The sequence below is a fragment of the Pedobacter sp. FW305-3-2-15-E-R2A2 genome, assembly GCF_038446955.1.
Lineage (GTDB): Bacteria > Bacteroidota > Bacteroidia > Sphingobacteriales > Sphingobacteriaceae > Pedobacter.
The window spans coordinates 5,498,562-5,523,264 of sequence record NZ_CP151803.1 but is presented as its reverse complement, the minus strand read 5'-3'; the positions used below and the strand labels follow the sequence as shown (position 1 = coordinate 5,523,264).

The 24,703-nt window shown below is 42.1% G+C and carries 22 protein-coding genes; 12 read left to right on the top strand and 10 right to left on the bottom strand.

The window, feature by feature from the left end; all coding sequences use genetic code 11:
* The first annotated feature begins 68 nt into the window (after nucleotides 1-68).
* The 5 genes from AAFF35_RS22415 to AAFF35_RS22395 are packed head-to-tail and all read left to right on the top strand — an operon-like array spanning nucleotide 69 to nucleotide 3,180.
* Nucleotides 69-1,016 carry a CdaR family protein gene (locus AAFF35_RS22415; protein ID WP_342328774.1) on the top strand — a complete coding sequence of 316 codons (948 nt, stop codon included), beginning with the start codon at nucleotides 69-71 and terminating at the stop codon, nucleotides 1,014-1,016.
* The gene (gene coaE / locus AAFF35_RS22410; protein ID WP_342328773.1) at nucleotides 1,016-1,612 is read left to right on the top strand and encodes a dephospho-CoA kinase; all 597 of its coding nucleotides are present in this window, start codon (nucleotides 1,016-1,018) and stop codon (nucleotides 1,610-1,612) included. Before AAFF35_RS22415 ends, coaE begins: the two co-directional genes overlap by 1 nt.
* Complete coding sequence (locus AAFF35_RS22405; RefSeq protein ID WP_342328772.1) at nucleotides 1,612-2,553, top strand: exonuclease; 942 nt, start codon at nucleotides 1,612-1,614, stop codon at nucleotides 2,551-2,553. Before coaE ends, AAFF35_RS22405 begins: the two co-directional genes overlap by 1 nt.
* A gap of 1 nt (nucleotide 2,554) precedes the next feature.
* Nucleotides 2,555-2,716, top strand: a complete 162-nt coding sequence (locus AAFF35_RS22400) for a DUF5522 domain-containing protein (protein WP_342328771.1) — start codon at nucleotides 2,555-2,557, stop codon at nucleotides 2,714-2,716.
* Entirely contained in the window at nucleotides 2,716-3,180 is a 465-nt protein-coding gene (locus tag AAFF35_RS22395; RefSeq protein ID WP_342328770.1) for a MarR family transcriptional regulator, read from the top strand. The genes AAFF35_RS22400 and AAFF35_RS22395 overlap by 1 nt, the downstream gene beginning before the upstream one ends.
* Before the next feature lie 8 nt (nucleotides 3,181-3,188).
* Here the strand turns inward: AAFF35_RS22395 and AAFF35_RS22390 are convergent, their stop codons facing one another.
* Genes AAFF35_RS22390 through AAFF35_RS22380 form a run of 3 tightly spaced genes read right to left on the bottom strand, consistent with a single transcriptional unit; the run spans nucleotide 3,189 to nucleotide 5,208 of the window.
* Nucleotides 3,189-3,917, bottom strand: coding sequence for a ZIP family metal transporter (locus tag AAFF35_RS22390; protein WP_342328769.1), 729 nt, complete (start codon nucleotides 3,915-3,917; stop codon nucleotides 3,189-3,191).
* Nucleotides 3,917-4,480, bottom strand: coding sequence for a phosphatase PAP2 family protein (locus AAFF35_RS22385; protein WP_342328768.1), 564 nt, complete (start codon nucleotides 4,478-4,480; stop codon nucleotides 3,917-3,919). The genes AAFF35_RS22390 and AAFF35_RS22385 overlap by 1 nt, the downstream gene beginning before the upstream one ends.
* On the bottom strand, nucleotides 4,477-5,208 hold the full coding sequence (locus tag AAFF35_RS22380) for a class I SAM-dependent methyltransferase (RefSeq protein ID WP_342328767.1): 732 nt from the start codon (nucleotides 5,206-5,208) through the stop codon (nucleotides 4,477-4,479). The genes AAFF35_RS22385 and AAFF35_RS22380 overlap by 4 nt, the downstream gene beginning before the upstream one ends.
* Nucleotides 5,209-5,383: 175 nt before the next feature.
* On the opposite strand from AAFF35_RS22380, the gene glmM reads away from it, so the two are divergent.
* The 4 genes from glmM to AAFF35_RS22360 all read left to right on the top strand — a co-directional run bounded on the left by glmM (nucleotide 5,384) and on the right by AAFF35_RS22360 (nucleotide 11,338).
* Nucleotides 5,384-6,772, top strand: a complete 1,389-nt coding sequence (gene glmM, locus AAFF35_RS22375; protein WP_342328766.1) for a phosphoglucosamine mutase — start codon at nucleotides 5,384-5,386, stop codon at nucleotides 6,770-6,772.
* Entirely contained in the window at nucleotides 6,772-7,926 is a 1,155-nt protein-coding gene (locus AAFF35_RS22370; RefSeq protein ID WP_342328765.1) for a cysteine desulfurase family protein, read from the top strand. The genes glmM and AAFF35_RS22370 overlap by 1 nt, the downstream gene beginning before the upstream one ends.
* Before the next feature lie 12 nt (nucleotides 7,927-7,938).
* The gene (locus AAFF35_RS22365) at nucleotides 7,939-8,472 is read left to right on the top strand and encodes a GNAT family N-acetyltransferase (protein WP_342328764.1); all 534 of its coding nucleotides are present in this window, start codon (nucleotides 7,939-7,941) and stop codon (nucleotides 8,470-8,472) included.
* A gap of 571 nt (nucleotides 8,473-9,043) precedes the next feature.
* Nucleotides 9,044-11,338, top strand: coding sequence for a GH92 family glycosyl hydrolase (locus AAFF35_RS22360; protein ID WP_342333371.1), 2,295 nt, complete (start codon nucleotides 9,044-9,046; stop codon nucleotides 11,336-11,338).
* Nucleotides 11,339-11,405: 67 nt separating this feature from the next.
* On the opposite strand, the gene accD is transcribed toward AAFF35_RS22360, so the two are convergent.
* The 3 genes from accD to AAFF35_RS22345 all read right to left on the bottom strand — a co-directional run bounded on the left by accD (nucleotide 11,406) and on the right by AAFF35_RS22345 (nucleotide 17,448).
* Entirely contained in the window at nucleotides 11,406-12,251 is an 846-nt protein-coding gene (gene accD / locus AAFF35_RS22355) for an acetyl-CoA carboxylase, carboxyltransferase subunit beta (protein ID WP_342328763.1), read from the bottom strand.
* 108 nt (nucleotides 12,252-12,359) lie between these two features.
* The gene (locus tag AAFF35_RS22350; protein WP_342328762.1) at nucleotides 12,360-14,150 is read right to left on the bottom strand and encodes a RagB/SusD family nutrient uptake outer membrane protein; all 1,791 of its coding nucleotides are present in this window, start codon (nucleotides 14,148-14,150) and stop codon (nucleotides 12,360-12,362) included.
* 34 nt (nucleotides 14,151-14,184) lie between these two features.
* Nucleotides 14,185-17,448 carry a TonB-dependent receptor gene (locus AAFF35_RS22345; protein ID WP_342328761.1) on the bottom strand — a complete coding sequence of 1,088 codons (3,264 nt, stop codon included), beginning with the start codon at nucleotides 17,446-17,448 and terminating at the stop codon, nucleotides 14,185-14,187.
* A 193-nt stretch (nucleotides 17,449-17,641) separates the two neighbouring features.
* On the opposite strand from AAFF35_RS22345, the gene AAFF35_RS22340 reads away from it, so the two are divergent.
* Nucleotides 17,642-18,298 carry a TetR family transcriptional regulator gene (locus tag AAFF35_RS22340; protein ID WP_342328760.1) on the top strand — a complete coding sequence of 219 codons (657 nt, stop codon included), beginning with the start codon at nucleotides 17,642-17,644 and terminating at the stop codon, nucleotides 18,296-18,298.
* Here the strand turns inward: AAFF35_RS22340 and AAFF35_RS22335 are convergent.
* Nucleotides 18,237-18,500: a hypothetical protein gene (locus AAFF35_RS22335; RefSeq protein WP_342328759.1), complete on the bottom strand. Its 264-nt coding sequence runs from the start codon at nucleotides 18,498-18,500 to the stop codon at nucleotides 18,237-18,239. The two genes, AAFF35_RS22340 and AAFF35_RS22335, sit on opposite strands and share 62 nt — an antisense overlap.
* A gap of 108 nt (nucleotides 18,501-18,608) precedes the next feature.
* On the opposite strand from AAFF35_RS22335, the gene fbaA reads away from it, so the two are divergent.
* The gene (gene fbaA / locus AAFF35_RS22330; protein WP_069377817.1) at nucleotides 18,609-19,688 is read left to right on the top strand and encodes a class II fructose-bisphosphate aldolase; all 1,080 of its coding nucleotides are present in this window, start codon (nucleotides 18,609-18,611) and stop codon (nucleotides 19,686-19,688) included.
* Nucleotides 19,689-19,766: 78 nt separating this feature from the next.
* Here fbaA and AAFF35_RS22325 read toward each other — a convergent pair whose 3' ends face one another.
* The gene (locus AAFF35_RS22325; RefSeq protein WP_342328758.1) at nucleotides 19,767-21,677 is read right to left on the bottom strand and encodes a gliding motility-associated C-terminal domain-containing protein; all 1,911 of its coding nucleotides are present in this window, start codon (nucleotides 21,675-21,677) and stop codon (nucleotides 19,767-19,769) included.
* Between the two features lie 292 nt (nucleotides 21,678-21,969).
* Between AAFF35_RS22325 and AAFF35_RS22320 the strand changes: the two genes are divergently transcribed.
* Complete coding sequence (locus AAFF35_RS22320; RefSeq protein ID WP_342328757.1) at nucleotides 21,970-22,395, top strand: GNAT family N-acetyltransferase; 426 nt, start codon at nucleotides 21,970-21,972, stop codon at nucleotides 22,393-22,395.
* A gap of 29 nt (nucleotides 22,396-22,424) precedes the next feature.
* Here AAFF35_RS22320 and AAFF35_RS22315 read toward each other — a convergent pair whose 3' ends face one another.
* Nucleotides 22,425-23,288 carry a hydroxymethylglutaryl-CoA lyase gene (locus AAFF35_RS22315; RefSeq protein WP_342328756.1) on the bottom strand — a complete coding sequence of 288 codons (864 nt, stop codon included), beginning with the start codon at nucleotides 23,286-23,288 and terminating at the stop codon, nucleotides 22,425-22,427.
* The gene (locus AAFF35_RS22310) at nucleotides 23,266-24,570 is read right to left on the bottom strand and encodes an NAD(P)/FAD-dependent oxidoreductase (protein WP_342328755.1); all 1,305 of its coding nucleotides are present in this window, start codon (nucleotides 24,568-24,570) and stop codon (nucleotides 23,266-23,268) included. Before AAFF35_RS22310 ends, AAFF35_RS22315 begins: the two co-directional genes overlap by 23 nt.
* Nucleotides 24,571-24,703 lie beyond the last annotated feature (133 nt).

The following is a 24,703-nucleotide window of genomic DNA, read 5'->3' as shown; positions in this document are numbered from 1 at the left end:
ACTGGTAAAAGCCGCATCCTTGTTTGGTGCGGCTTTTGCATTTCAGTATATTTGTTTACTTTACCACCATGCCAATCATCAAACTCACAAAAGTAGAGCAAAAGCGTTTTCTGGCGCTGGTCACCTGCCTGTTCCTGGCAGTTGGTGCATGGCTGTTCATGGCTTTGAACAACAAGTATGTCTATACCGCAAAGACGGTGCTGGACTATAGGAATTTCCCTCAGAAGAAAGCTTTCCATCCTTTGCAGTCGGACACGGTAGATTTACAGGTAGAAGGGACGGGATGGCAGTTGCTGTTTGCCCGTCTGCGGATTAAACCTCAATCCATCTCCATCAGTCTGGAAAAACTAAACAACAGGAATTTTGTGCTGTTTTCTGAGCAGCTGTTCAATGTGAACCGGCAACTGGAGACTTCTCAAAAGATCATTTCTGTAAAACCCGATACCCTTTACTTCGATTTTTCTGAAAGAAGGGTGAAACGTGTGCCTGTAAAGCTGGTCTCTAACCTGCATTATATGCCACAGTATGGAGTTTCGAATGAGATTCAGATCAATCCCAGTTATGTGACCATTTCCGGCCCTGAGCAGGACATTAGAAACATCAACGAATGGAATACCGATACTTTGAAAATAGAGAAAATCCAGGCGACCACAGTGGCCAGGGTAGCGATGATGCAAAATAAGATGAAGAACGTGAACATCTTTCCGACGAGTGTAGATGTGAAACTGCCGGTCGACGAATTCACGGAAAAAGTCATAGAGGTTCCGGTTAAAGTCATCAATAACAAAGAATATTACAATGTCAAACTTTACCCTAAAAAGGTGAAGATTACGCTATTGGTTGCCCTTTCTAAATATACGCAGGTAAATGAGGAGTTCATTGAGGCGGTGGTAGATATGAATGAGTGGAAAATTTTTCAGCACAATGAACTGAGGGTAAAGCTCATCCGCTTTCCGGATTATTGCAAGCTGGTGCAGTCACAACCAGCAAAAATTGATTTTATCATAGAAAAATAATGTTAAAAATAGGAATAACAGGAGGCATAGGAAGTGGGAAGACCACGGTGTGTAAGGTGTTCGGGAGCCTGGGCATTCCTGTCTTTTATGCAGATGCAGTAGCGAAGCAGATCATGGTCAGCGATCCGATCCTGGTTGCGGGTGTTAAAGCGGCTTTCGGAGCAGAAAGCTATGCTGCTGATGGCAGTTTGAATAATAAACATATTGCAGGTATCGTCTTTAATCAGGCCGAAGAACTGGCGAAATTAAATGCGCTGGTACATCCTGCCGTATTCCGTGCATTTGAACATTGGGTAAAAGATATTCCGGCAACGGTGCCTTATGTGCTGAAAGAAGCAGCCCTGCTTTTTGAAAGCGGTTCTTACCAGATGTGCGACCGGAACGTATTGGTGGTCGCCCCTTTAGCGCTCAAATTACAACGCGTGATGCAACGTGACGGGGTAACAGCAGAACAAGTTCAGGCCCGGATGGATAAACAGCTCTCCGATGAGGAGAAGGCGAAAATGGCGGATATGCTGATCCGCAATAATGAAACAGATTCTTTAATTATACAAGTGATGGAACTTCACCATCAATTTTTAAATATACTTCCTTAATGATATTAGATGATTTTATAGTTGCTACAAAAACAGGTTTATTTTGTAGATATGGTGATTTTTATCTGGATCCTAAGGAAATTGTAAAATACGCGGTGATTTCCCATGCCCATGGAGACCATGCCATAGGTGGAAACCTGAACGTATATTGCACGGAAGCTACGGCACTTTTTATGAAGCACCGGTATAAGAAATTTGCCGGTGGCGAATTTCACCTTAAAGCTTATGAGGAAACATTCGTTTTAAACGGTGTGAAGATCAGCTTTATTCCTGCCGGGCATATCCTGGGATCTGCGATGATTCTGATGGAATATGAGGGGATTAAATACCTGTATACCGGAGATTATAAGCTTCAACCTGATGATACCTGCGAGCCTATCGAATATGTGCAGGCAGATGTGCTGATCACGGAGACGACTTTTGCAGATCCCAATACCCGGCATCCTGCAGCGGAGGAAGAAATTCTGAAGTTGAATGCGACACAAAGTAACATCATGTTGGGTGCTTATGCCTTGGGGAAATGTCAGCGTCTGATCAGTCTGATGAATAAATATTGTCCGGAAAAGCGGATATTGGTACACCATAGTATGATGCCTTTTGTGAAGATTTATGAGCAGAAAGGTATAGACATGGGTAAATATGAGATGTACGACAGAAAGGTGATGAAGAACAACCAAACGAATATGGTTTATCTTGTGCCGCCGATGGTATTCAGGAGTTATTTCCGGGCGATCAATGTGATCAGGGTATTTGCGACCGGATGGAAACACTTGCAGAACAACAATGAAATCCAGTTGTATGTCTCTGATCATGCCGATTGGGAAGACATCATTTATACGATAGGGCAGGTTAAGCCTACGCAGGTCTGGACCAATCATGGGGATGGTTTACAATTAAAAAACCATTATGAAAATAGTTTGGTAGTTAAATTGCTTACTTAAAATGGAAGAAGGGGTAGACTATTATCTTAACGAAGATGGGTTAATGGTTTTCACAGCAGCTTATCATTTGAAAAGAGGGTATTGTTGCAAGAATAAATGCAGACATTGCCCCTGGGGATTTGGTAAAAAGAAGACCAAACCAAAAGAAGAGAACGATACTTAATGAAAAGATTGGAGATGCAGTTGCAGAAAGAAACAAAAACGTCAAAATTTGAAAACATTTACCAGCAGGCGATTGTAAATGTAGTGTTTACCTATAGTTGGTGTAATGAACATTTCAGGCAGGTCATTCAACCTTATGAAATCACGCCGCAACAATTCAATATTCTGAGGATTCTGAGGGGTCAATATCCTGCACCTTCTACCATTAACCTCCTGAAAGAGCGAATGTTGGATAAGATGTGTGATGCTTCCAGGATTACAGAGCGCCTGGTTCAAAAAGAGCTGGTCGTCAAAAAAGTAAATCCAAACGATAAACGGGCCGTAGATATTCTGATCAGCGATAAAGGACTCTCGCTATTGAAAAAGATGGACGAAGAGCTTGACCTTTCGGCACCGGTTTCCAAAAATCTGACCCAGGAAGAAGCCACGCTTTTAAATAATTTACTGGATAAAATGCGGGGATAACGCCCCGCTTAATGACTATGTCCGCCTGCCGAGAAATAACCGATCAGGGCGATTCCTACACCGCATAACACCGCAATCATCTTCCGCTTACTGACCTTATGGTCTACACTGGATTCAAACAGGATGGTGGTGGAGATGTGAAGGAAGATTCCGATTACAATTCCCATGATCTTGTTGAAGTAGTTTTCTACACCTCCAATGCTGCCATTGCTCAGTCCATAACTTACATAAAAACCAAGCGGGGCCATGATTGCAAAGATGCTGATGTAAAAAAGCACGTTGCTTCTGTTAAATTTACTTTGCATCAGGATGCTGGCCAGTGCAAAGGCTGCAGGAATATGGTGTAATGAAATTCCAAAAATCAGGGCGTTGTGCGGATCTTTTGCCAAAGGCATTCCTTCCAGGAAAGCATGCAGGCATAAACTGATCATGATGCCATAAGGGAAAGCTTTCGAATCCCCATGTTTATGAATATGCCCGTGTTCTACGCCTTCGGAGAACTGTTCCAGCAAGATTTGCAATAAAAAACCAATCAGGATAAAGATGCCGATTTCTGCATGGTCCGGACCGCTGTATGCATCAGGGATCAGGTGTAATACGGTAATGGCAAATAAATAGGCCCCACTAAAAGATAGGATTAACTTCAGCAGCTGCGACTTATCGCTCTTTACCAGAAAGATGGCAGAACCTCCTAAGAAGGCGCTAAAGAATAAAATAAACAGCTTCCAGACTTCCATTATACTTGCGGTTGTATTTTTTTATAGATAAAGGATGTTGCGATTCCGATGGAACTGCCGAGTATTGCGCCGGCCATGGTATCAATCGGGTAATGTACCCCAACATATATTTGTGAAAAAGAAATGATAAAGGCCCAGATCAAGGCAATGGGCAAAATAGGTTTCCATTTGTCGTAAAAGACAAAAATGAGAAAGAGGGCGATGGCGAAATGGTTGGTGGCATGTGCGGAGGGGAAGCTATAACCGCTTCCGCAGGGCACGCGATGGATCAGTTCATCTGCCAGGCTGAGGTCATTGCAGGGCCTGATGCGTGCCACGAGGGGTTTAATGACCCTGGAGGAGAATAAATCGCCTATGGCTACCGTAAAAAGCAACATACCGATGATGTACCATCCTTTTTTCTGATACTCTTTTACACAGAAGATGATGATAAACAGGTATAGGGGCGCCCAGAAGTAACGGTTCCTCATTAAAGGAAGCAGCCAATCGAAAAATGGATTTGCGAGCCCTCTGTGGATTTTAAGGAACAATTCGACATCAAACTGTTGCAGGCTTTCTATCATACTTTTTTGCAGATTAAGATCAGGCGGTCGGACTTGGTTTCGTCAAATGGCTCCAGGCCATAGCTTCCGAAAGTCTCGGTGATCTGCAGGCCGCTCTTCAGCAACATTCTTTCAAAATCTTCCAGCTGGAAGGCTTGTACGCGCTCTTCAAAAGCAAAGGCTTTGTTCCGGTGTTCAAAGTTGATGTGTTTGATGATCTTTCCTTCCGACACAAATTTATGGAGGTGGAATTCTATCCCTTCTACCGTTTTTGTTTCCTGCTGCGTTAGGTTTTTAATGATTTTCTGGGTGTTGAAATAGTCGATAACCAGCGTTCCATCAGCCTTTATTCCTTTTCTGAAGGATTTTAACGCATTCACATGGTCTTTTTCCGTATCAAAATATCCAAAGCTGGTAAACAGATTCATGGCGATGTCAAAATAATTGATGAAGGCCAGTTTGCGCATGTCATGAACAAAGAAATGAAGGTGTTTTTGTTCGAACTGCTGCGCATATTTTATGCTTTGTTCTGAAAGGTCTATTCCAGTCACATCATATCCTTTTTTATTCAGGTAAATGGAATGACGACCCCTGCCACAGGCAATGTCCAGAATCCTGGAATTTGCTGCAGGTTTTAAATAAGCTGAAAGGTTATCGATTAAGAATTCTGCTTCAGCATCATTACGTTGACTATATAAAATATGGTAATAGGGGGAATTGAACCAATATTGAAACCATTTACGCTGCATAGAGCCAGAATTTTTGATGTTTAGGAAAAAGACAAATATAGTATTTTGAAATGCAACAATGAGGATTATTTGAGCTTCATTGCCAATTTTAATGATGTTAATTTTACGATTGAGGGCCTTAAAAATCAATCATTCTGTTCTTTTTTTGCTATTTTTGAAAAAAAAACCGAATAACTTGACACTAATAAAATCTATCTCTGGAATAAGAGGAACCATCGGTGGAATTGCCGGTAATGGTTTGACTCCTATTGATATCGTTAAATTTACGGCAGCTTACGGCTCCTGGATCATCAATAAAACGAACATTAAAAAAATTGTTGTCGGTCGTGACGCCAGGATCTCCGGAGAAATGGTGAACCACCTCGTGATTGGCACACTTCAGGGCTTGGGAATTGAGGTCATTGACCTTGGCTTATCGACTACGCCAACTGTAGAAATCGCTGTTCCGCTTGAAAAAGCAGGTGGCGGAATCATCTTAACGGCAAGTCACAATCCTAAACAATGGAATGCTTTAAAATTACTCAATGAAAGAGGGGAATTCATCAGCGATGCGGATGGAAAAGAACTTTTAGACATTGCTGAAAAAGCAGAATTCAGCTTTGCTGATGTTGATGATCTGGGTAAAGTGACCAATAACGATACGTATTTACAGAAACATATAGATGCCGTTCTTGCCCTGCCATTGGTAGATGTAGAAGCGATCAAAGCAGCCAATTTTAAGATTGCCATTGATTGTGTAAACTCTACAGGAGGGATTTTTGTACCGGCTTTATTAAAGGCATTGGGCGTGAAAACCGTTTATGAGTTGTACTGTACTCCAGACGGTCATTTCCCTCACAACCCGGAACCATTGCCGGAAAACCTGACTGAAATTGCTAAACTCGTAAAAGAGAAAAATGCAGATTTAGGAATTGTAGTTGACCCGGATGTAGACCGTTTGGCCTTTGTATGTGAAGATGGCGGAATGTTTGGCGAAGAATATACCCTGGTTGCAGTTGCGGATTATGTAATTAAAAATACCCCTGGAAATACAGTTTCTAACTTGTCTTCGACCAGAGCATTGAGAGATGTGACGGAAAGAGCAGGAGGGGAGTATAATGCTTCTGCAGTGGGAGAGGTGAATGTAGTGAACCAAATGAAAGCAACCAATGCGGTGATTGGCGGTGAAGGTAATGGTGGAATCATCTATCCGGAATCTCATTACGGCCGCGATGCACTGGTTGGAATTGGATTATTCCTGACCCATCTCGCGAAGTTTGGCAAGTCTGTTTCTCTTTTGAGAAGTAGCTATCCAGCTTATTACATTTCTAAGAATAAAATTACCCTGACTCCTGAAATGGACATCGATGCTTTGTTGCTGAAAGTTCAGGAGAAATATAAAAACCAGCCTACCAGTACGATTGATGGGTTGAAAATTGAATTTGATAAAGAATGGGTTCATTTGCGCAGGTCAAATACTGAACCGATCATTCGTATTTACAGTGAGGCCGGCAGCGAAACTGTTGCAGAGAACCTTGCTTCGAAAATCATATCAGATATTAAAGAAATTTTAAAATTGAACTAATGCAGACAAACAGGATCTATTTGGATAACGCGGCAACGACGCCTCTTGATGCAGAGGTGATCGCGGAGATGGTGAACGTGATGACTAATCATTACGGAAATCCATCTGCAATTCATGCTCAGGGCAGAGAAGTACGTACATTGGTGGAAAAAGCAAGAAAAACAGTTGCCGGTCTTTTAAATGCGACTCCTGCAGAGATCTTTTTTACCTCTGGAGGTACGGAAGCAGACAATACCGCGATTCGTTGTGGCATTGCAGCCTATAATATTAAACATGCCATCACTTCGAAAATTGAGCACCATGCAGTAGAGCATACTTTAACGATGTTGTTGAAGCAGGGAGTGATCGACAAGCTGAGCTTTGTGAATATTGATGAAAAGGGAAATGTAGATTATGCACATCTGGAAGAGTTGTTGAAAGACAACGAACGCAGTTTTGTATCCCTGATGCATGCGAATAATGAACTGGGAACGCTAACAGATATTGAACGTGTAGGAGAGATCTGCGAGCAGTATGAGGCAATTTATCATTGTGATACAGTTCAGACCATGGGACATTATGTACATGATGTCAGGAAACTAAAGGCCCATTTCATCGTTTGTGCAGCACATAAATTACATGGACCAAAAGGGGTAGGTTTTCTTTTTGTAAACCATAACATCAAGATCAGTCCACTGATTCACGGTGGTGCCCAGGAGCGCAATATGCGTGGTGGAACAGAAAATGTATATGGTATTATTGGCTTGGCGAAGGCCCTGGAAATTGCTTATTCAGAAATGGAAAGTCACCAGCACCACATTCAGGAACTGAAAGATTACCTTAAAAACAGGTTGAGTACAGAAATTGCAGATCTAAATTTTAACGGGGAAACGGATGCGGATAAAAGTTTATATACCGTATTGAATGTTTCTTTTCCGGCGATGGACATGTCTGATATGCTGTTGTTTAACCTGGATATCAATGGCATCTCTGCTTCTGGTGGTAGCGCCTGTTCTTCGGGCTCTAATATCGGTTCACATGTACTGAATGGCATTAATGCCGATCCGAACCGACCTTCGGTAAGGTTCTCTTTCAGTAAGTACAATACTAAGGAAGAACTGGATATCGTGATCGATAAAGTAAAACATATTGTAAGTCAAAACGTTACTGCATAAAGTAATCTTTCTATGCAGTTTCAACGCATCACGTCGGTAAACGATCCGGCGCTGACTTTTATCAAAAAATTATATGAGGATGCCTTCCCTCCGCATGAGCGGAGGGACTGGGCTTCCCTTCTTCAACTGGTTCCTGATGCCAAAGAGATGCACCTTGATCTGGTGCATACTGCGGATGAAAACATTGGTTTGATCACCTGGTGGGAAATCGATGGTTGCTATTTCATTGAACATTTTGCAGTTGATTCCAGCCTTCGCGGACAAAATTATGGTGCCCGTGTGCTGGATCACTATAAGGAACAGTTACCGGGAACGATTATTCTGGAAGTAGAACACCCTGAAGATTCTTTTTCCATTAGAAGGATCGCTTTTTATGAAAGATTGGGTTATCATATCCTGTCTCTTCCTTACCGGCAGCCTGCTTATGGTAATCCGAAAGCATCTTTTCCTTTTCTATTGATGAGCAACAGGATGTTGTCCGATCAGGAGGCCAGTCCGCTTGCAGAAAAGATCAAAAATAAAGTCTATCTGACACCGGCTCGTTAAGCTGGTTTTAACACGCATGATATCTTCCTTTTAGCTGCTTTATACCTGCCTGGAAACAAGGCCGGAAATCACTTGTTTTATACTCAATATTTACACGTTGCTTACCCGTCTTTAACACGCTTTCAAGCGGGTGGGCACCGAGTATAGAGCGTGTATAGAGCCTGGTTAGAGCGCGTATAGGTAGAAGCAGGTATTTAGCTGTCCTGAAGCCGCCCCTGCGGTAAACTTTATTCAGGAATAAAATACTTTATTTTACGTCATTCCTGTCTAAACATGATCCTGGCTTTTACCTTTTTTGATGTTTAATTTCATTCAGATCAGTTCAATAAATAAAACGTTTTACTATCTCCCGGGCTCTTTAACCAAAATGTTATACTTTTTATTTAGTTATTCCACAAAAATCTATTACTTTAGAGCTTAGCTAAAACGTTTTTTAGATGAGAATATAAAAGAAATAACGAAAGACGAATTCCTCCATATCAACGTTGGATTCCGGCTTTGTGCCGATTTCGTATATGAGAAGCAAGATTTTGAACCAAATATTATAATTTTATTTATCAAGACCACAATGATGAAACGATACCTAACCGCATTATTAATTGCAGGCTGCTCTTCGGCTTTTGCGCAAAACTTGGGTAAGCTGAGCGATCCAGTAGAATGGATCAATCCTTTAATGGGAACAGCCAGCAAGCCTTCCATGTCTAACGGAAATACTTATCCCACCATTGCTTTACCATGGGGAATGAATTTCTGGACTCCTCAGACCGGTAAAATGGGTGATGGCTGGGCTTATACTTACGATGCCGATAAAATCCGCGGCTTTAAGCAAACCCATCAGCCATCTCCATGGATGAACGACTACGGACAATTCTCTATTATGCCGGTGACGGGTAAAAAGAAGTTTGAGCAGGACGATCGCGCCAGCTGGTATTCTCATAAAGCAGAAGTTGCGAAACCTTATTATTATAGTGTTTACCTTGCAGATGCAGATGTAACCACAGAAATTACGCCGACAGAAAGGGCTGCTCAGTTCAGATTTACTTTTCCAAAGTCCGACAGCTCTTTTGTCGTGCTGGATGCTTTTGATAAGGGATCTTACATTAAGATCTTCCCTAAAGAAAGAAAAATCATTGGTTATACTACCAGACACAGTCATAAGCTAACTCCGGAAAACTTCAAGAATTATTTTGTGGCTTATTTTGATAAGGACTTCAGCTCGGCAAATGCCTGGAAAGGAAAAGAATTGCTGAAGGATGAGCTGGAAATCAAAGCCGATCATTCCGGTGCGATTATCGGGTTTAAAACCACAAAAGGGGAAAAGGTAACGATGAAAGTGGCTTCCTCTTTCATTAGTTTTGAGCAGGCGGAGCTGAATTTAAAGAGAGAATTAGCGAATGATTCTTTCGATGCCACTAAAGCAAAAGCAAAAGCAATCTGGAATAAAACACTGAGCAGGGTAGCCGTAGAAGGTGGAACCGTAGATCAGACCAGAACCTTTTATTCGAGCTTTTACCGGACTTTGTTCTTTCCCAATAAACTATATGAATTGGATGCCAGCAATAAAATTGTACACTGGAGTCCTTATAATGGAAAGATCTTACCTGGCTATATGTTTGCCGGAACCGGATTTTGGGATACTTTCAGGGCCTTATATCCCTTCCTGAACCTGGTATATCCTTCAATCAATAAAGAAATGCAGGAAGGACTGATCAATGATTACAAAGAAGGAGGATGGTTGCCGGAATGGTCGAGCCCTGGATATGCCAATGTGATGGTAGGAAACAATTCTGCTTCTGTAGTGGCTGATGCCTACATTAAAGGACTTCGCGGTTACGATATCAATACTTTGTATGACGCATTGACACATGGAGCCAATAATGAAGGTCCTTTAGAAGCTGTAGGAAGGGCAGGAGTGAAGTATTACAATGAATTGGGATATGTACCCTATGATGTGAAAATCAATGAGAATGCAGCGCGTACTTTAGAATATGCCTATGATGATTTTACCATTTATCAATTGGGTAAAGCATTGAAAAAGCCAAAAGCAGAACTTGATTTATACGCAAAACGCAGTATGAACTATAAAAACCTGTTCGATCCTTCAAGTGGACTGATGAGGGGTAAAAATAAAGACGGTTCTTTCCAGTCGCCGTTTAATCCTTTTAAATGGGGTGATGCATTTACAGAAGGAAACAGCTGGCATTATTCCTGGTCTGTATTTCAGGATATCGACGGATTATCGAAGTTAATGGGCGGTAAAGAGAAGTTTGTCAGCAAACTTGATTCTGTTTTTAGCTTACCTCCGATATATGACGAAAGCTATTATGGAAGTGTCATTCATGAAATCCGCGAAATGCAGATCGCCAATATGGGACAGTATGCACATGGTAACCAGCCGATCCAGCACATGATCTATCTGTATAATTATGCAGGCGCACCATGGAAAACGCAATATTGGGTAAGAGAAACGATGGACCGTATGTATAAAGCGACACCTGATGGTTATTGTGGAGATGAAGATAACGGGCAGACTTCTGCATGGTACATCTTCTCTGCAATGGGCTTTTATCCGGTAACGCCTGCAACAGACCAGTATGTATTGGGTGCGCCTTTATTTAAAAAGGTTACCCTGAACCTGGAAAATGGCAAAACGGTAACGATCAATGCCGCCAATAACAGCGCAGACAACAAGTATGTTCAGGGGCTTAAATACAATGGTACTGCCTATCCTAAAAACTGGTTGAGCCATTCAGAACTAACCAAAGGGGCAACGCTGGACTTTAACATGTCTGCAACACCGAATAAACAAAGAGGAACCAAGGAAACAGATTTCCCTTACTCTTTCTCTACTGATCCGAATAAATAACGGAAATCAAGAACACAAAAAAGGCGGGAGTTTTGCTCCCGCCTTTTTTATTGAGTAAAATTTTTTATTAGTTGTTGAGCATTTTAAGGAAGGCAGCTAATTTCGCTTTCATCGCCCTGCGGTCAACAATAAAATCAAGGAAACCATGTTCCTGCACAAATTCTGCAGTTTGAAATCCTTTAGGAAGGTCTTTTTTAATCGTCTCTTTAATTACCCTTGGACCTGCAAAACCGATTAAGGCACCAGGCTCAGCAATATTAATATCGCCCAGCATCGCATACGAAGCCGTTACGCCACCTGTTGTCGGATCTGTGAGTAAAGAGATGTAAGGAATTTTAGCCTGGCTTAGCAGGGCTAATTTAGCCGAAGTTTTAGCCATTTGCATTAAAGAGAATGCGGCTTCCATCATTCTGGCACCTCCGGATTTGGAGATCATCAGGAATGGGATTTTGTTTTTGATACAGTAATCAATAGAACGGGCGATTTTTTCACCTACTACTGATCCCATAGAACCACCAATGAAATTGAAGTCCATACAGGCAATCACCAGGTCCTGGCCTTCGATTTTACCGTGTGCAGCTCTGATGGCGTCTTTTAAGCCAGTCTTAGCCTGACTTTCTACCAATCGTTCTACATAAGGTTTACTGTCTGTGAAATTCAAAGGATCACCTGAAGTCAGGTTCGGGAAAAGTTCTTTGAACTCATCGTTATCAAATAATACCTGAAAATATTCTTTTGATCCTACCCTTAAATGAAAGTCACAATATTGGCAAACGTATTTATTTTCAACCAGATCAGCACTGTGGAGTGCTTTTTTACAATTAGGACACTTGTTCCATAAACCGTCTGGCGCTTCTTTTTTTTCTTCTGTCAGTGTACTGATACCTTTTTTTTCTCTCTTAAACCAAGCCATGTTATTTGTTGAAAAATGCGAGTACAAAGAAACAAAAAAAAATTAGAACAGAAGCCCTTGTTTCTAACTGCCTCATACTTTATGATGAGGCAGTTAAAAAACAGGTGTTTACCAACCAAATATTTGTTTCAGATTAGGATTTAAAAGTACTTGTTGTTGTGGAACAGGGCGGTAATAATACTTAGGTTCTTCAAAGTTACGGGGTACAGATTCCGTCACAATAAGGCCTCCGGCAGTTCCGTTTTTCAGATAAACTGTGGCATCAGTACCGATTGCCCCAGTGCGGTAATACATCAGTTTTACGCCTAAAGAATTGGATTCTTTATTATCTTCTGCAGGAATGGTCATTGAACGGTCGATCAAAATGATGTCTTCTACGCCGTCTCCCGTCAGGTCATATTTACCTAAACCCTGGAAATACATGCCTTCCGGACTTTTGGCCAATAGTTTTCCTGCTTTCCATCGCATGATGTCATCATATCTGGTGTTTTCAAAAGCAAACTCTATTCTACGCTCTCTTCTAATTTCCAGAATGACACCGATGTTTGAGTTTACATTTTGAAATTGTTGTACCATCAATGGATCCGGGTTTGCATTTGCTGTTCCCATATTCAGGTTGGGCTGTCCGGCTCTTTTTCTAAGTAGGTTGACCGATTGATCCAGCTGAGTCTGGTTTAATGTGCCGAGCTCCGCCAAAGCTTCCGCATAAGTCAGCAGCACTTCTGCATAGCGGTAAACCGGGAAATCTACCCCATTCAGAATGCTTTGATCGGTGCTGTTTACATAACCTTTTAATTGATGATAACCAGTGAAGTTTTTATTTAAACTCTGGATGTAAGGTTTCGTATCCGGAACCCTGATCCATCCGGGATAGGCCATGGTTTGCATCAGGCGGGCATCGCGGTTTTCAAATTCTTTCACAAAGCTGATTTTATTAAAGTCCGGCAGGTCCGTGAAGCGGCTGCCATCCTTCATCAGGTAACTTTGAATCAAGTCTTTTGCCGGTGCCTGTTCGTAATCACCAAAAACTACAGAATTTACGTTCTGGCTCCTGTTTTTGCTCATGTCAAAAGCATTAACCAGGATGATTTCAGGGTTTGTACTCAGGTCCTGACTTCCAAATAAAGCAGCATAATCCTGTTCAGGTTTGCCGGTGTTATAGATCGAAAATTTATTGGAAGTCATGATTTCTCCGGCCACTCTCGCTGCAGTTTGAAGAAAGGCATTGGCCGTACCTTTCAGATTGAGCTCATCATGGTATTTACGGTAGGTACCTTCGTAAAGCGCAGCTCTGGCATAAAGTGTCGCTACAGACCATTTTCCCGGCGTTCCGCTCAATACTTTTTCCCTTGTATTTTTGTAAGCGAAATCCAGGTCTGCCATAATGCTATCGATCACCAGGGAGCGGGAATCCTGTGCTTTAAGTAACTTATCATCACCCGGATTTAAAGTGTTTGAATACCATGGGACATCTGAAAAGCGTTTCACCTTGTCCAGGTAAAATTCTGCGCGGTAGTATCTGGCTAGTCCGGCATAGTGATTTTTGATTTCGGTGCTTACTTTGGCTTTATTGTAATTCTCTAAAAAGTAATTGATGTTGCGTAACCTTTCCCAGTTCCATCCGGAGGTTATGTTCTGTGCATTGGCTTTGCCCCCCATAATGTTTTTTACTTCGACCGCAGCGGTGGTCGCCACGTTGTCGCTGCTCTGGTCGTTGAGATAACTGTTCCGGTCTGGTTGTGAGATCAGTCCGTTAACGTACAAGGCCAGGTCTTCTTCTGAGTTAAAGAAAAGCTCAGGTGCAATTTGTGTTTGTGGAAAGCGATCCAGATCTCCTTTTTTGCAGGCCATTAAGGTGCTGATAAGGACGATGAATAGGATATATATATTTTTCTTCATGACTGATTTTTTTATATTGATGAATACCTGATGGTTAAAAATCCAGATTCAGACCAACTGCATACTTTCTCTGAAAAGGGTATGCCCAGGCACTTGAACCCTGGTTTACCGCTTCCGGATCTACATACTTTTTGATCGTAGAGAATTCATAAAGATTTTCTCCGGATACATACACGCGAAGGCGACCTAGTTTGAGACGTTTGGTGATTTGTGCAGGTAAGGTATAACCCAGGGATATGTTTTTGATCCTCAGGTAGGCACCATTTAACAGGTATTTTGTTTGTGGGATGTCTAAGCCCTGACCAGTGTTGGCATCTGCCAGCCAGGATTGCAATACCGGATATTCTGAATTAAGATTTGCATCTGCCAGACCGGCGGCGATATAAGAGGCAGAGTGTTTTGCCCTTTGCTCCGGAGAATCCGCCGCACCTCTGTAAAAGTTCAGGTTCCATGGGTATACGTTGGCATAAGGCTGCTGGTATGGTCCCCAGAACAGGTAGTGATGCGGGTAGAAATCTCTTTTCAGTACGCCCTGAAGAAATATTCCCAAATCGAAACCATTCCAGTCCATATTCAGGTTGGCACCAACCGTGTAACGGTCTGTGCTGTTACCAATAATTCTGAGGTCTTTCGGGTCTTTGCTGCTCAGTCCTTTTTCTATCTTATGATCCCCATTCAGGTCTTTATATCTTGGCCATCCGGGAACGATGTCCAGAGCGCCCCATGGCACAATGCTGTTTTGATCCAAAGCGGCAATTTGTTCTTTATTCTGAAATAAGCCATCATTTTCTAATCCCCAGATCTCGCCGATGTATTGATCTTCCCGATAATTAGAAAAGAGCTTCTGTTCATTTTTGAATTTGGTGATTTTAGCACGGGAATCGGCAAGGGTAAACTTCGTTTCGAAACTAAACGGTTTAGAACCCAGGTCAAAACGGTCTCTGTAAGTCACAGATAGTTCCCAGCCTTTTGTTCTTAAATTCGCCGAATTTTGTTTGGGTAATGCTGTTCCAAGAACGCCCGGTAATTCCTGAGCTCCGGTCAGCATTCCTTTGGTATCACGAATGAAATAATCGAATGCAATCAGAATCTTATCTTTAAACAGTCCGATGTCCGTTCCCATATTCAAGGTTGACACTTTTTCCCAGGTATAGGTGTTTGGATCAACGGCGAGTGCCGGAGCGCTGGTGATCACCTGTTGCTGCGTTCCATTGATGAGGTAAGGTGAGGGGCCTGTAGGTAAGGTCTGGATGTATCCGAAATCTCTCAGGTAAGGATTGGAAGAGGGGTTTTGGTTTCCAAGATTACCATAAGAAGTCCGGAGTTTAAAGGTCGAAAGCACATTGGCAAGCGGTTGAAAGAACTCTTCTGCACTTGCAATCCATGCTCCGGAGACCGAAGGAAAGAATCCCCAGCGTCTGGAAATCGGGAAACGGGAGGATCCATCATACCTTCCTGTTGCTTCTAAGATATACCGTTCTTTAAAGGTATAATTTAAGCGGCCAAATGCACTTGTTGTCGCATAGGCTTCATATCCTGCCCCGAGCCTCATTTCCCCGCTAGTCAGACTGAGGTAAGGCAATGAGGAAGAGATCAGCCCTTGTCTTGAGGCGTTAACCGTCGAGTATCGGTAGTTTTCACTATTGTAACCGGCCATGGCGCTGAAAAAATGATCGCCTATGGTTTTCTTGTAAGTGGTGTATAAGTTAAATGCATTGGTATACAAATAACCATTGTTTTCTGTCACAAAGCCATTGCCACCTTCCAGTCTGACATCATTCGGGCCGTAGCCAATGCTATATTTTTTAGAATCGAAATGGTATTTCCACAGTTCTCTTTTAAAGGATGCATCTCCATTTACCTGTAGGTCGCCATTTAAAAAGGTAGCGGTTGCGCTGGTGATGTTCTGGAATCCGATCATATTTTCTATGTTCTTACCTCCATCTGTTAAGCGGGCTGCCAGGTTACCTGCTCCGGTATTTGCCCAGGTTCCGTCTGGATTTTTAGCCACATCAGTTGGGCGTAAGTAATAAAGATCCGTGATACTGGCATTTGGCAATGCCTTTTTTGTCTCGTAAATATTAAGGTTATTGTCCAGTTTAAGCCAGTTTAAAGGAGAGAAACCAAGCTTGGAACGCAGGCCGTATCTATCCCAGAAATCGTCTGTTAACTTATTTAATCCATTTTCTTTGGTGTAATCCGCAGAAAGGTAATAGCTTAAGGGTTTCTCGTTGATTGTAACCCCACCTGAAAAGGCAAGGGAATGGTTTTGAGAGAAACTGGCTTTATTAAAGAAGTAATCGTACCAGTCGTTACTCCCCATGTATGCCCATTTTGTAGGGTCATTGGGGTTTATTCTGGTATCTGCGATGGAGGGATTTTCAGACCTTTCTTTTGCCCATCGGTAATGCTCATCTGAATAGTTTACATAATCCCATGGCGTATTGTCTGTTGCCGTTTCCAAAACTCTCGAGAAAATATAAGGATCGGTTACCGGTTTAGGAAGAAGGGTAGGCTTCCCCCAGGACGCATAAGTGTTATAGCTGATGGTTTGTTTACCAATAGCCCCTTGTTTTGTTGTGATCAGAATTACTCCGAAAGCTGCTCTGGCCCCATAAATCGCAGCAGAAGCCGCATCCCTCAATACCGTAAATGAGGAGATGTCGGAAGGATTTAGGCGGAGCATATCGTCGGTGCTTGTGGCAGGAATTCCATCAATAACGACCAAAGGAGATCCTCCGTTAATGGAAGTATAGCCCCTGATGTTAATGACAGGGAGGGTTCCCGGTGCGCCACCGCCATAAGTGATGTTAAGGCCCGGACTCAAGCCCTGAAGCGCCTGTACGACATTGGCTGCAGGTCTGGATTCCAGTGCTTTGCCTGAGATCTGATCTATGGCTCCTGCAATGTTTATCTTTTTTTTGCTTCCGAAACCGACTACAACGACTTCATCCAGTTTACCGTAATCCGGACTCAGGCTGATGTTGAGTTGGGTTTGCCCGCTAAGTTTTCTTTCTTCCTGTTTGTATCCAATGTAAGTAAAGAGGATGACTGATCCGGAAGGAACCATGTTGAGTACGTAATTTCCGTTTACATCAGTACTGGCCCTGAGCGTACTTCCCTTTACGCTGACATTGACCGAGGGAATCGGACCGTTGTTCTCTGCATCCTTAACCACACCTTTTAAGGTGATGGTCTGTGCAAAGCTGATGGTGCTGCTGAACAGGAGGCAGATCGTCCAAAATAATGGATACACCTTGTTCCTCCATTCGGGAGAAAATGGTAATTTTTTTTTCATAATAACATTAATCTTAAGTTGGTTTGGTTAGAAATTTATCCCCTTCAAGGCGGCGCTAAGTTCTTGTGCTCATGTTATTTCAATGTTAAGATCAAATTAATAATTTAATTGAACATTCATTCAATCTATTAAAATAAATTTGTGTGATAACATTACTTTTGATTAGTTTGCCGTATCAGAACTATTAAAGCGTATGGGCAGAAAAAGTCTTAAAGAAGAAAGACAAAGGGAAATTATAAAAGTGTTTTATAAGGTAGCCAAAAAAGAGGGGTACGAAAATACTTCAATCGCGAAAATTGCGAAGGTGATGGACATCAATCCAAGCCTCGTGATTCATTATTTTGAAACCAAGGAAGACCTGACTTATGCATTAATAGATTACATCTTAGAACGATATTTGCTGATTTTCAGCGTAGAGCAAAAAAAAGGGGTGACGATTGCGGACCTGCAGAAAACGATAGAAATGCTTTTCTCCAAAAAATGGAATCTCCTTTTTGATGACGGACTTTTCTATACCTTTTATGCCCTGGCCTTCAGGGAGAAGAAGATTAAGGTAAAATATAAAGCGATTCTTGACTCTCTTCGGTTTACGCTGGCCACGATCATTGACCAATGCAATAAAGCAAATATGTTGAAGATTTCAGATCCGCAGGGGACTGCTGATCTAATTTTTGTATTGGTAGACGGCGCTTATTTTTACCTTTCTCTGGAGAGTGATAAGCAGGCTTATGGGGAGCGGCTGGATTATTATAAAAACAAAGCCTATCAGGTTTTAGGGATAGCACCTGCTATTTCTTCGACGGATTCCGCTGAGTTTTTAGCTGACGGCCAAGTGCATACAGACCTATAAACATCCAAAGCAGGTTTGCTACCGCATTTGGCAGGTCATTACTCTCTAAGGCAATGGTGACCAGGCAAAGCCCGCCAATAATGTTCAGTAATTGAAAAATCCGGGATTCTGCAGTGAGGACCTTGACGCTTAATAAGAAATAGCCCAAAGTGCAGAATATGACTCCAAGCCAGCCAATGCAAGTGAATAAGGTCTGTAGCATAATAAGATGTGTCGGGTTAAAGTTATTAAATAAGTTTAGATTTTGTTGCCCTTAGATTTGGTCAGCGTGATATTTTTCATAACTTCGGCATATAAAAAATTATAAAAAATGAGTTTAAAAGGCTATAAAGGCGTAATTTACGGAGATGCCGTTCAGGAACTATTTGAACAGGCTAAAAAACATCAGTTTGCATTACCTGCAGTTAATGTTACCGGTACCAATACCATTAATGCGGTAATGGAAACGGCTAAGGCGGTTAATTCACCTGTTATGATTCAGCTGTCAAATGGCGGTGCTCAGTTTTACGCAGGAAAGACATTGAATAATGATAACTTAAATGCTTGTGTATTGGGTGCGGTATCTGCTGCTAAACACGTTCATTTATTAGCAGAACATTATGGTGTTGCAGTCGTCTTACATACGGATCATGCGGCTAAGAAATTATTGCCATGGATCGACGGATTGTTGGACCATGGAGAAAAATTCTTCGCAGAGCACGGTAAACCATTGTTCTCTTCTCATATGCTTGATTTATCTGAAGAGCCTATCGAAGAAAATATGGAGATCTCTGCTAAATATCTTGCCCGTATGGCAAAGATGGGAATGACCATTGAAATCGAACTTGGTGTAACAGGTGGTGAAGAAGATGGTGTAGACAACAGCGATGTTGATAGCTCTAAATTATATACTCAGCCTTCAGAAGTAGCTTATGCTTACGAAGAATTGAGTAAAGTAAGTGATAAATTTACTGTAGCTGCTGCTTTTGGTAATGTTCACGGAGTTTATAAACCAGGTAACGTAAAATTACAACCGGTAATTCTTAAAAACTCTCAGGACTTCATCAAAGAGAAATTCGGATTGACTGCTGAAAAGCCGATCAATTTTGTATTCCATGGTGGATCAGGTTCTTCTCAGGAAGAAATCAGAGAGGCGATCTCTTACGGTGCAATCAAAATGAATATCGATACAGATATGCAATGGGCATTCTGGGAAGGTATCTTAGATTATTACACGGCTAATGAAGCTTATCTTCAAGGCCAGATCGGTAATCCTGATGGAGAAGATAAACCAAATAAGAAATATTATGATCCACGCGTATGGTTACGTAAAGGTGAAGAAGCTTTTGTTAAACGTTTAACTCAGGCTTTTGAAGATTTAAACTGTAAAGACGCAAGCGATAAACTATAAGTTTTATTGAGGAGTTTAAAAGCGTGCTGAATTTATTTTCAGCACGCTTTTTTTTGAAGGTTATTTTAGCGGCTGTTTTTACCTTAGAATGGTAATAGACCCGGTGAGGATTTTTTGTCCGTCGTGTAAGTTAATCATATAGTAATACGTTCCTACGGGGACATTCACTCCATTACGTTTCCCGTCCCAGCTTTTCTGACCTGATCCTGAACTGAAAATCCGTTCCCCATAACGGTTTACAATTTTAATCTCTGCTTCCGGGTAGGATTCCAATGCAGGAATGTTCCATACGTCATTAATACCGTCGCCATTTGGGGTGATGGTATTCGGTATTTCCAGTTTCTTATACACTTTAATGGAAACGTCAGAAGTAATGCCCGGGCAACCATTTTCAGACCAGACATTCAAGGTATAGGTGATGTCTTGAGGTGGATTGGCTATGGGGTTCAGTTTCGATGGGTCGTCGAGATAATTGGAAGGTGTCCAGAAATAGCGGATATGATCGCCGGAGACTTTACCATTCAAAGTAACGGATTGTCCTTCAATGATTGCCCTGTTGCTCCCGGCATCAGCTGTCGCTTCCTGAAAAACATTTACGATCACATAAACCGTACTTTCGCAGGCACCGTTGGAAACGGTCAGGCCATATACGGTGGTAATGGAGGGTGATGCAACGGGATTGGCGATGTCGGTAGCGGATAATCCTTCCGATGGGGACCATTTGTAAGTCGTACCTCCGGATGCCTGCAACGTAACTGAAGCGCCTTTGCAAATGGAAACCGACTGCTGATCAACAACAGCTATGGGGCGTGGTAAAACACTGACGTTAACCTGGGCAACAGCTGAGCAACCTCCTGAAGTAACGGTTACCTGGTAGAGCCCTGCATGAGCTAAAGTCGCATTTTCAATGATCGGTGACCGTTCTGTCGAACTGAAATTGTTGGGCCCGGTCCAGGAGTATATCCCTTCGGTACCGCTAAGCTCCATGCTGATGTTATTTCCAATGCAAACACTTTGACGGTTGGAAATGATGAGGTTTGGCGTGGGGTTTACCTGTACTTTAACCGGAGGAGAGGCCGTTCTGCATGCTATGGAGCCAAAGTTAGCCGGCTCCGCAGCCACCAGTCGGTATTGATAGCTACCCGGAGGCAACGATTGAGCAGGAATGGTCATTTGAGTGGCGGTTTCATTGTTTAGGTCAACCCAGTCTCCACCGCTGTTTCTTTGCCATAAATATTGAAGGCTTGGTGATCCCTGCACATTTGCTGAAACAACTACCGGGGTGTTGTCATTTTCACAAATGGTTTTTTCTGTCTCGCCCATATTGCCTATGGTAGCCGTAATTTTAGGGCCACAGGCTCTAAAAGTGATGTCGTCCAAAACCAGGTCGTTGCCTGAGCCTCCCGGTGCATTATTGATAATTCGGATTTTAACTTTCGACGCATTCCCGACGGTGCTGAATAAAAAGCCATATTGTTTCCATTCCGGCACCGGTGTTTCAGGAATATCGTCGGTACTGTAGGTGCCCAGAACTTGATTATCCATGTTCAGTACCATAAAGCGAAGGTTCGGTTTTATCCCGTTCCCTTTGCCAATATTGGCTACCCAGGCTGCAAATTCGTAGGTAGTATTTGGACATAGTTCTGTAGAATCGGTAGTTTCATAAAAAATACCCGGATCAAAACTGGCGTTTACCATCATCATGTATCCATCGGGATCATTAGGGGTATGATTGTTAATAGAATTCCAGGGTGTTCCACCTTGTATCCTCTTTTCTATGGTGTAAAAGCCATCATAGGGGATTGCTGCAGGAATGTATTTGTAATTGGTATTGTTATTGTCCAATGGCGGACCAAAAACATTGCTGCCTCTGCCAAAATCAATATGTACAACAGGATCGCCAAAACTTCCCTGACAAATTTGTGAAAAAGTTTTGTTGCTGAAGAGAAAAAAACTGCATAAAGCAGTCGTTAGAAGAGTTTTATTCATCTTTTGTTTCAGTTAGTCTCATCAATCAATGTTTTACAGCGCTATTTTTAGCACTACAAAACGCTGATTACAGAAGTATCCCCCCTCTGAATTAAAGACATTTTACTAATCTAAAGAGATGTATTGTGTTAACCAAGCATTTGGATGACAATGATTTGGTAGTTAATTAATTAAAATGACATGATTGTAATTTTAATTATTTTAACTACAAAATTCTGTAAAATGGTCTTGTTTTTATTCCTGACCGGGTCATCCATTAGATTTTTAGCATATTTGTATAAATCTATTCGATATGGAAGCACTGTTTGTAAATAAGGCAACGAATAAAGAGGAACTGGAAAAGGTATTCGCGATCAGAAAGACGGTCTTTGTAGAAGAGCAAAATTGTCCGCCTGAACTGGAATGGGAACATGAAGAGGAATCTGTTCATTTTCTCGCCCTGATGGATAATCAGCCTTGCGGCGCTTGTCGCTGGAGAAAAACAGACAATGGTTATAAATTGGAAAGGTTTGCGGTGTTGAAGGAATTCAGGGGGAAAAGAATTGGGCAGGCATTGGTTGCCGCTGCCTTATCTGACCTTCCTGAAGATGCACATTACATTTATTTGAATGCACAGTTAACGGCCATGCCTTTATACGCAAGGTTTGGGTTTGTAGCCGAAGGGCCACAGTTTGAAGAAGCGGGAATCCAACATTTTAAAATGGTTAAAAAAGGGTAGAAGCGGCTGCGGATCTACCCGCGGATTATTTACAGGAAGATTTTTGAGGAGAGCTGTACCGCAGCTTTCCATTTTTCCATGTTCAGGTTTAGTTTTTCAGCCTTGCTTTCCAGAAACCAGATCAGGTCTTCTGTGGCCAGGTTTCCGGTGAGGTCATCAGCGGCCATCGGACAGCCTCCAAAGCCTTTCAATGCACTGTCAAAGCGTAAACAGCCACTTTCATAAGCCGCCTCGATCTTTTCAATTCTCGTTTCCGGAGTACTGTGTAAATGGACGCCTATTTCTATCTCTGGAAATTTTGCGATCAGTCCGGGTAAAATTACTTTTATCCTTTCCGGAGAGGATACACCGGTAGTATCCGACAAGGATAAAATTTTAACGCCGTTTTCTGCGAGTATACCCGCCCAGTTTTCTACGATTTCCTCATTCCATTCATCTCCATAAGGATTTCCGAAGCCCATAGACAAATAAACCACTGCAGTTTTATCATGTTGGTCACAAAGTTCCAGCATTTGTTTCACGGTATCCAGTGATGCCGCAATGGTGGAATTGGTATTACGCATTTGGAAGGTCTCAGAGATAGAGAAAGGAAAACCGAGGTAATTGATCTCTTTATGTTTCACGGCGTCTTCTACGCCTCTTAAATTGGCTACAATGGCTAACAGTTTAGACTTTGACTGGCTCAGGTCAAGTTTAGAGAGTACCTCGGCTGTATCTTTCAGCTGAGGAATGGCTTTCGGAGACACAAAACTGCCAAAATCGATGGTATCAAAGCCCACTTGTAATAATAAATTGATATACTCGGCTTTCAGGTCGGTATCAATGAAATGGTGAATGCCTTGCATGGCATCCCTTGGGCATTCTATCAGTTTAATCGATTTTTGCTGGTTCATGTTGTTCTTTCTTGTGGTATGGGCGAATGATTAATCGGGTTCCGCGGTCGTAACTAAAATAACTCCAAACCCAGTTTACAAAAACCACGAGTTTATTTCTAAAGCCTACGAGCGTCATCAAATGTACAAACATCCAGGTAAACCACGCGAATACACCCTGAAATCTGATTTTATGAAGGTCAACTACGGCACGGTTTCTTCCAACGGTTGCCATCGCTCCTTTGTCAAAATATTTAAAGTTTTCGGTAGGTTTCTTTTCTATGATATTCAATAGATTTTTAGCCAGTAATTTTCCTTGCTGGATTGCGGCGGGGGCTACGCCGGGATGTCCGTTGGGAAATTCCGTTGTGATCATTGCTGCCACATCGCCGATGGCATAAATGTTTTCATAATGTTCTACTTTGCTGACCTCATTTACTTTCAGTCTGTTTCCTCTTACAACGGCATCCGGACTTAAGCCATCTAAAACGACGCCTTTTACTCCGGCAGACCAGATGACGTTTGAAGAAGGTATTTTCTGGCCATCAGCAAGTGATAACTCTTTTCCATTAAAAGACTGAACCCTGGACTCTGTCATGATTTTGACGCCGAGTTCTGTCAGGAAATCATGGGCTTTCTTTTGTGCCTGTGGAGACATCGCACCCAGTAATTCGGGAGAGCCTTCGATCAGATAAATATGAACTTTATTGATGTCCAGTTCCGGATAGTCACTTTTCAGCACGTGTTTCTTCAACTCTGCAATCGCACCTGCGGTTTCTACGCCTGTTGGTCCGCCACCAACTACTACAAAACTAAGGAGTTCATTTACAGTTAATGCATCCGGGGCGATCTGTGCCGCTTCTAAATTCTGTAAAATCAGACTTCTCAGGTTTAAGGCTTCAGGGATGGATTTCATCGGCATGGCATTTTCTTCGATTGCTGTGTTGCCAAAGAAATTACTGGTGGAACCTGTGGCAATCACCAGATGGTCATAGTCAATGGTACCTATGGAAGTTTCTATATAGTTGTTTTCGGGATTTACCTTTTTCACTTCAGCCACGCGGAAGGTCAGGTTCTTTTGCCCTTTAAAGATTTTTCTAAGTGGGAAAGCAATGGAGTCCGCTTCCAGTCCTCCGGTAGCCACCTGATAGAGCAGGGGCTGGAAAGTATGGTAGTTGTGTTTGTCTACCATAATGATTTCAATATCTTTATTTCTTAATTTCTTTGCCAGTTCTATTCCTCCAAATCCTCCGCCTACAATTACTATTCTGGTTTTGTTGCCTTTTGGGAAATGCTGCTCCATAATGATCTGTTTTCGTAAAGATAAGTAATCATCAAAAAGGTGTCCAAAAAGGAATGATTCAGATTTAATTCTGTCAGATTAGATTACTTTTTTGAAGGAGATAAACGGAATGTTAGTGATAAAAAAAGAGCCG

Excerpts from the sequence above, each read along its gene's own strand:
- AAFF35_RS22390 (WP_342328769.1), bottom strand. The coding sequence starts at position 3,917 with ATGGAAGTCTGGAAGCTGTTTATTTTATTCTTTAGCGCCTTCTTAGGA.
- AAFF35_RS22320 (WP_342328757.1), top strand. The coding sequence starts at position 21,970 with ATGGAAGCACTGTTTGTAAATAAGGCAACGAATAAAGAGGAACTGGAA.
- AAFF35_RS22325 (WP_342328758.1), bottom strand. The coding sequence starts at position 21,677 with ATGAATAAAACTCTTCTAACGACTGCTTTATGCAGTTTTTTTCTCTTC.
- AAFF35_RS22340 (WP_342328760.1), top strand. The coding sequence starts at position 17,642 with ATGGGCAGAAAAAGTCTTAAAGAAGAAAGACAAAGGGAAATTATAAAA.
- AAFF35_RS22315 (WP_342328756.1), bottom strand. The coding sequence starts at position 23,288 with ATGAACCAGCAAAAATCGATTAAACTGATAGAATGCCCAAGGGATGCC.
- AAFF35_RS22415 (WP_342328774.1), top strand. The coding sequence starts at position 69 with ATGCCAATCATCAAACTCACAAAAGTAGAGCAAAAGCGTTTTCTGGCG.
- AAFF35_RS22345 (WP_342328761.1), bottom strand. The coding sequence starts at position 17,448 with ATGAAAAAAAAATTACCATTTTCTCCCGAATGGAGGAACAAGGTGTAT.
- AAFF35_RS22405 (WP_342328772.1), top strand. The coding sequence starts at position 1,612 with ATGATATTAGATGATTTTATAGTTGCTACAAAAACAGGTTTATTTTGT.
- AAFF35_RS22395 (WP_342328770.1), top strand. The coding sequence starts at position 2,716 with ATGAAAAGATTGGAGATGCAGTTGCAGAAAGAAACAAAAACGTCAAAA.
- AAFF35_RS22380 (WP_342328767.1), bottom strand. The coding sequence starts at position 5,208 with ATGCAGCGTAAATGGTTTCAATATTGGTTCAATTCCCCCTATTACCAT.
- fbaA (WP_069377817.1), top strand. The coding sequence starts at position 18,609 with ATGAGTTTAAAAGGCTATAAAGGCGTAATTTACGGAGATGCCGTTCAG.
- accD (WP_342328763.1), bottom strand. The coding sequence starts at position 12,251 with ATGGCTTGGTTTAAGAGAGAAAAAAAAGGTATCAGTACACTGACAGAA.
- AAFF35_RS22385 (WP_342328768.1), bottom strand. The coding sequence starts at position 4,480 with ATGATAGAAAGCCTGCAACAGTTTGATGTCGAATTGTTCCTTAAAATC.
- AAFF35_RS22335 (WP_342328759.1), bottom strand. The coding sequence starts at position 18,500 with ATGCTACAGACCTTATTCACTTGCATTGGCTGGCTTGGAGTCATATTC.
- coaE (WP_342328773.1), top strand. The coding sequence starts at position 1,016 with ATGTTAAAAATAGGAATAACAGGAGGCATAGGAAGTGGGAAGACCACG.
- AAFF35_RS22400 (WP_342328771.1), top strand. The coding sequence starts at position 2,555 with ATGGAAGAAGGGGTAGACTATTATCTTAACGAAGATGGGTTAATGGTT.
- AAFF35_RS22370 (WP_342328765.1), top strand. The coding sequence starts at position 6,772 with ATGCAGACAAACAGGATCTATTTGGATAACGCGGCAACGACGCCTCTT.
- AAFF35_RS22350 (WP_342328762.1), bottom strand. The coding sequence starts at position 14,150 with ATGAAGAAAAATATATATATCCTATTCATCGTCCTTATCAGCACCTTA.
- AAFF35_RS22310 (WP_342328755.1), bottom strand. The coding sequence starts at position 24,570 with ATGGAGCAGCATTTCCCAAAAGGCAACAAAACCAGAATAGTAATTGTA.
- AAFF35_RS22365 (WP_342328764.1), top strand. The coding sequence starts at position 7,939 with ATGCAGTTTCAACGCATCACGTCGGTAAACGATCCGGCGCTGACTTTT.
- AAFF35_RS22360 (WP_342333371.1), top strand. The coding sequence starts at position 9,044 with ATGAAACGATACCTAACCGCATTATTAATTGCAGGCTGCTCTTCGGCT.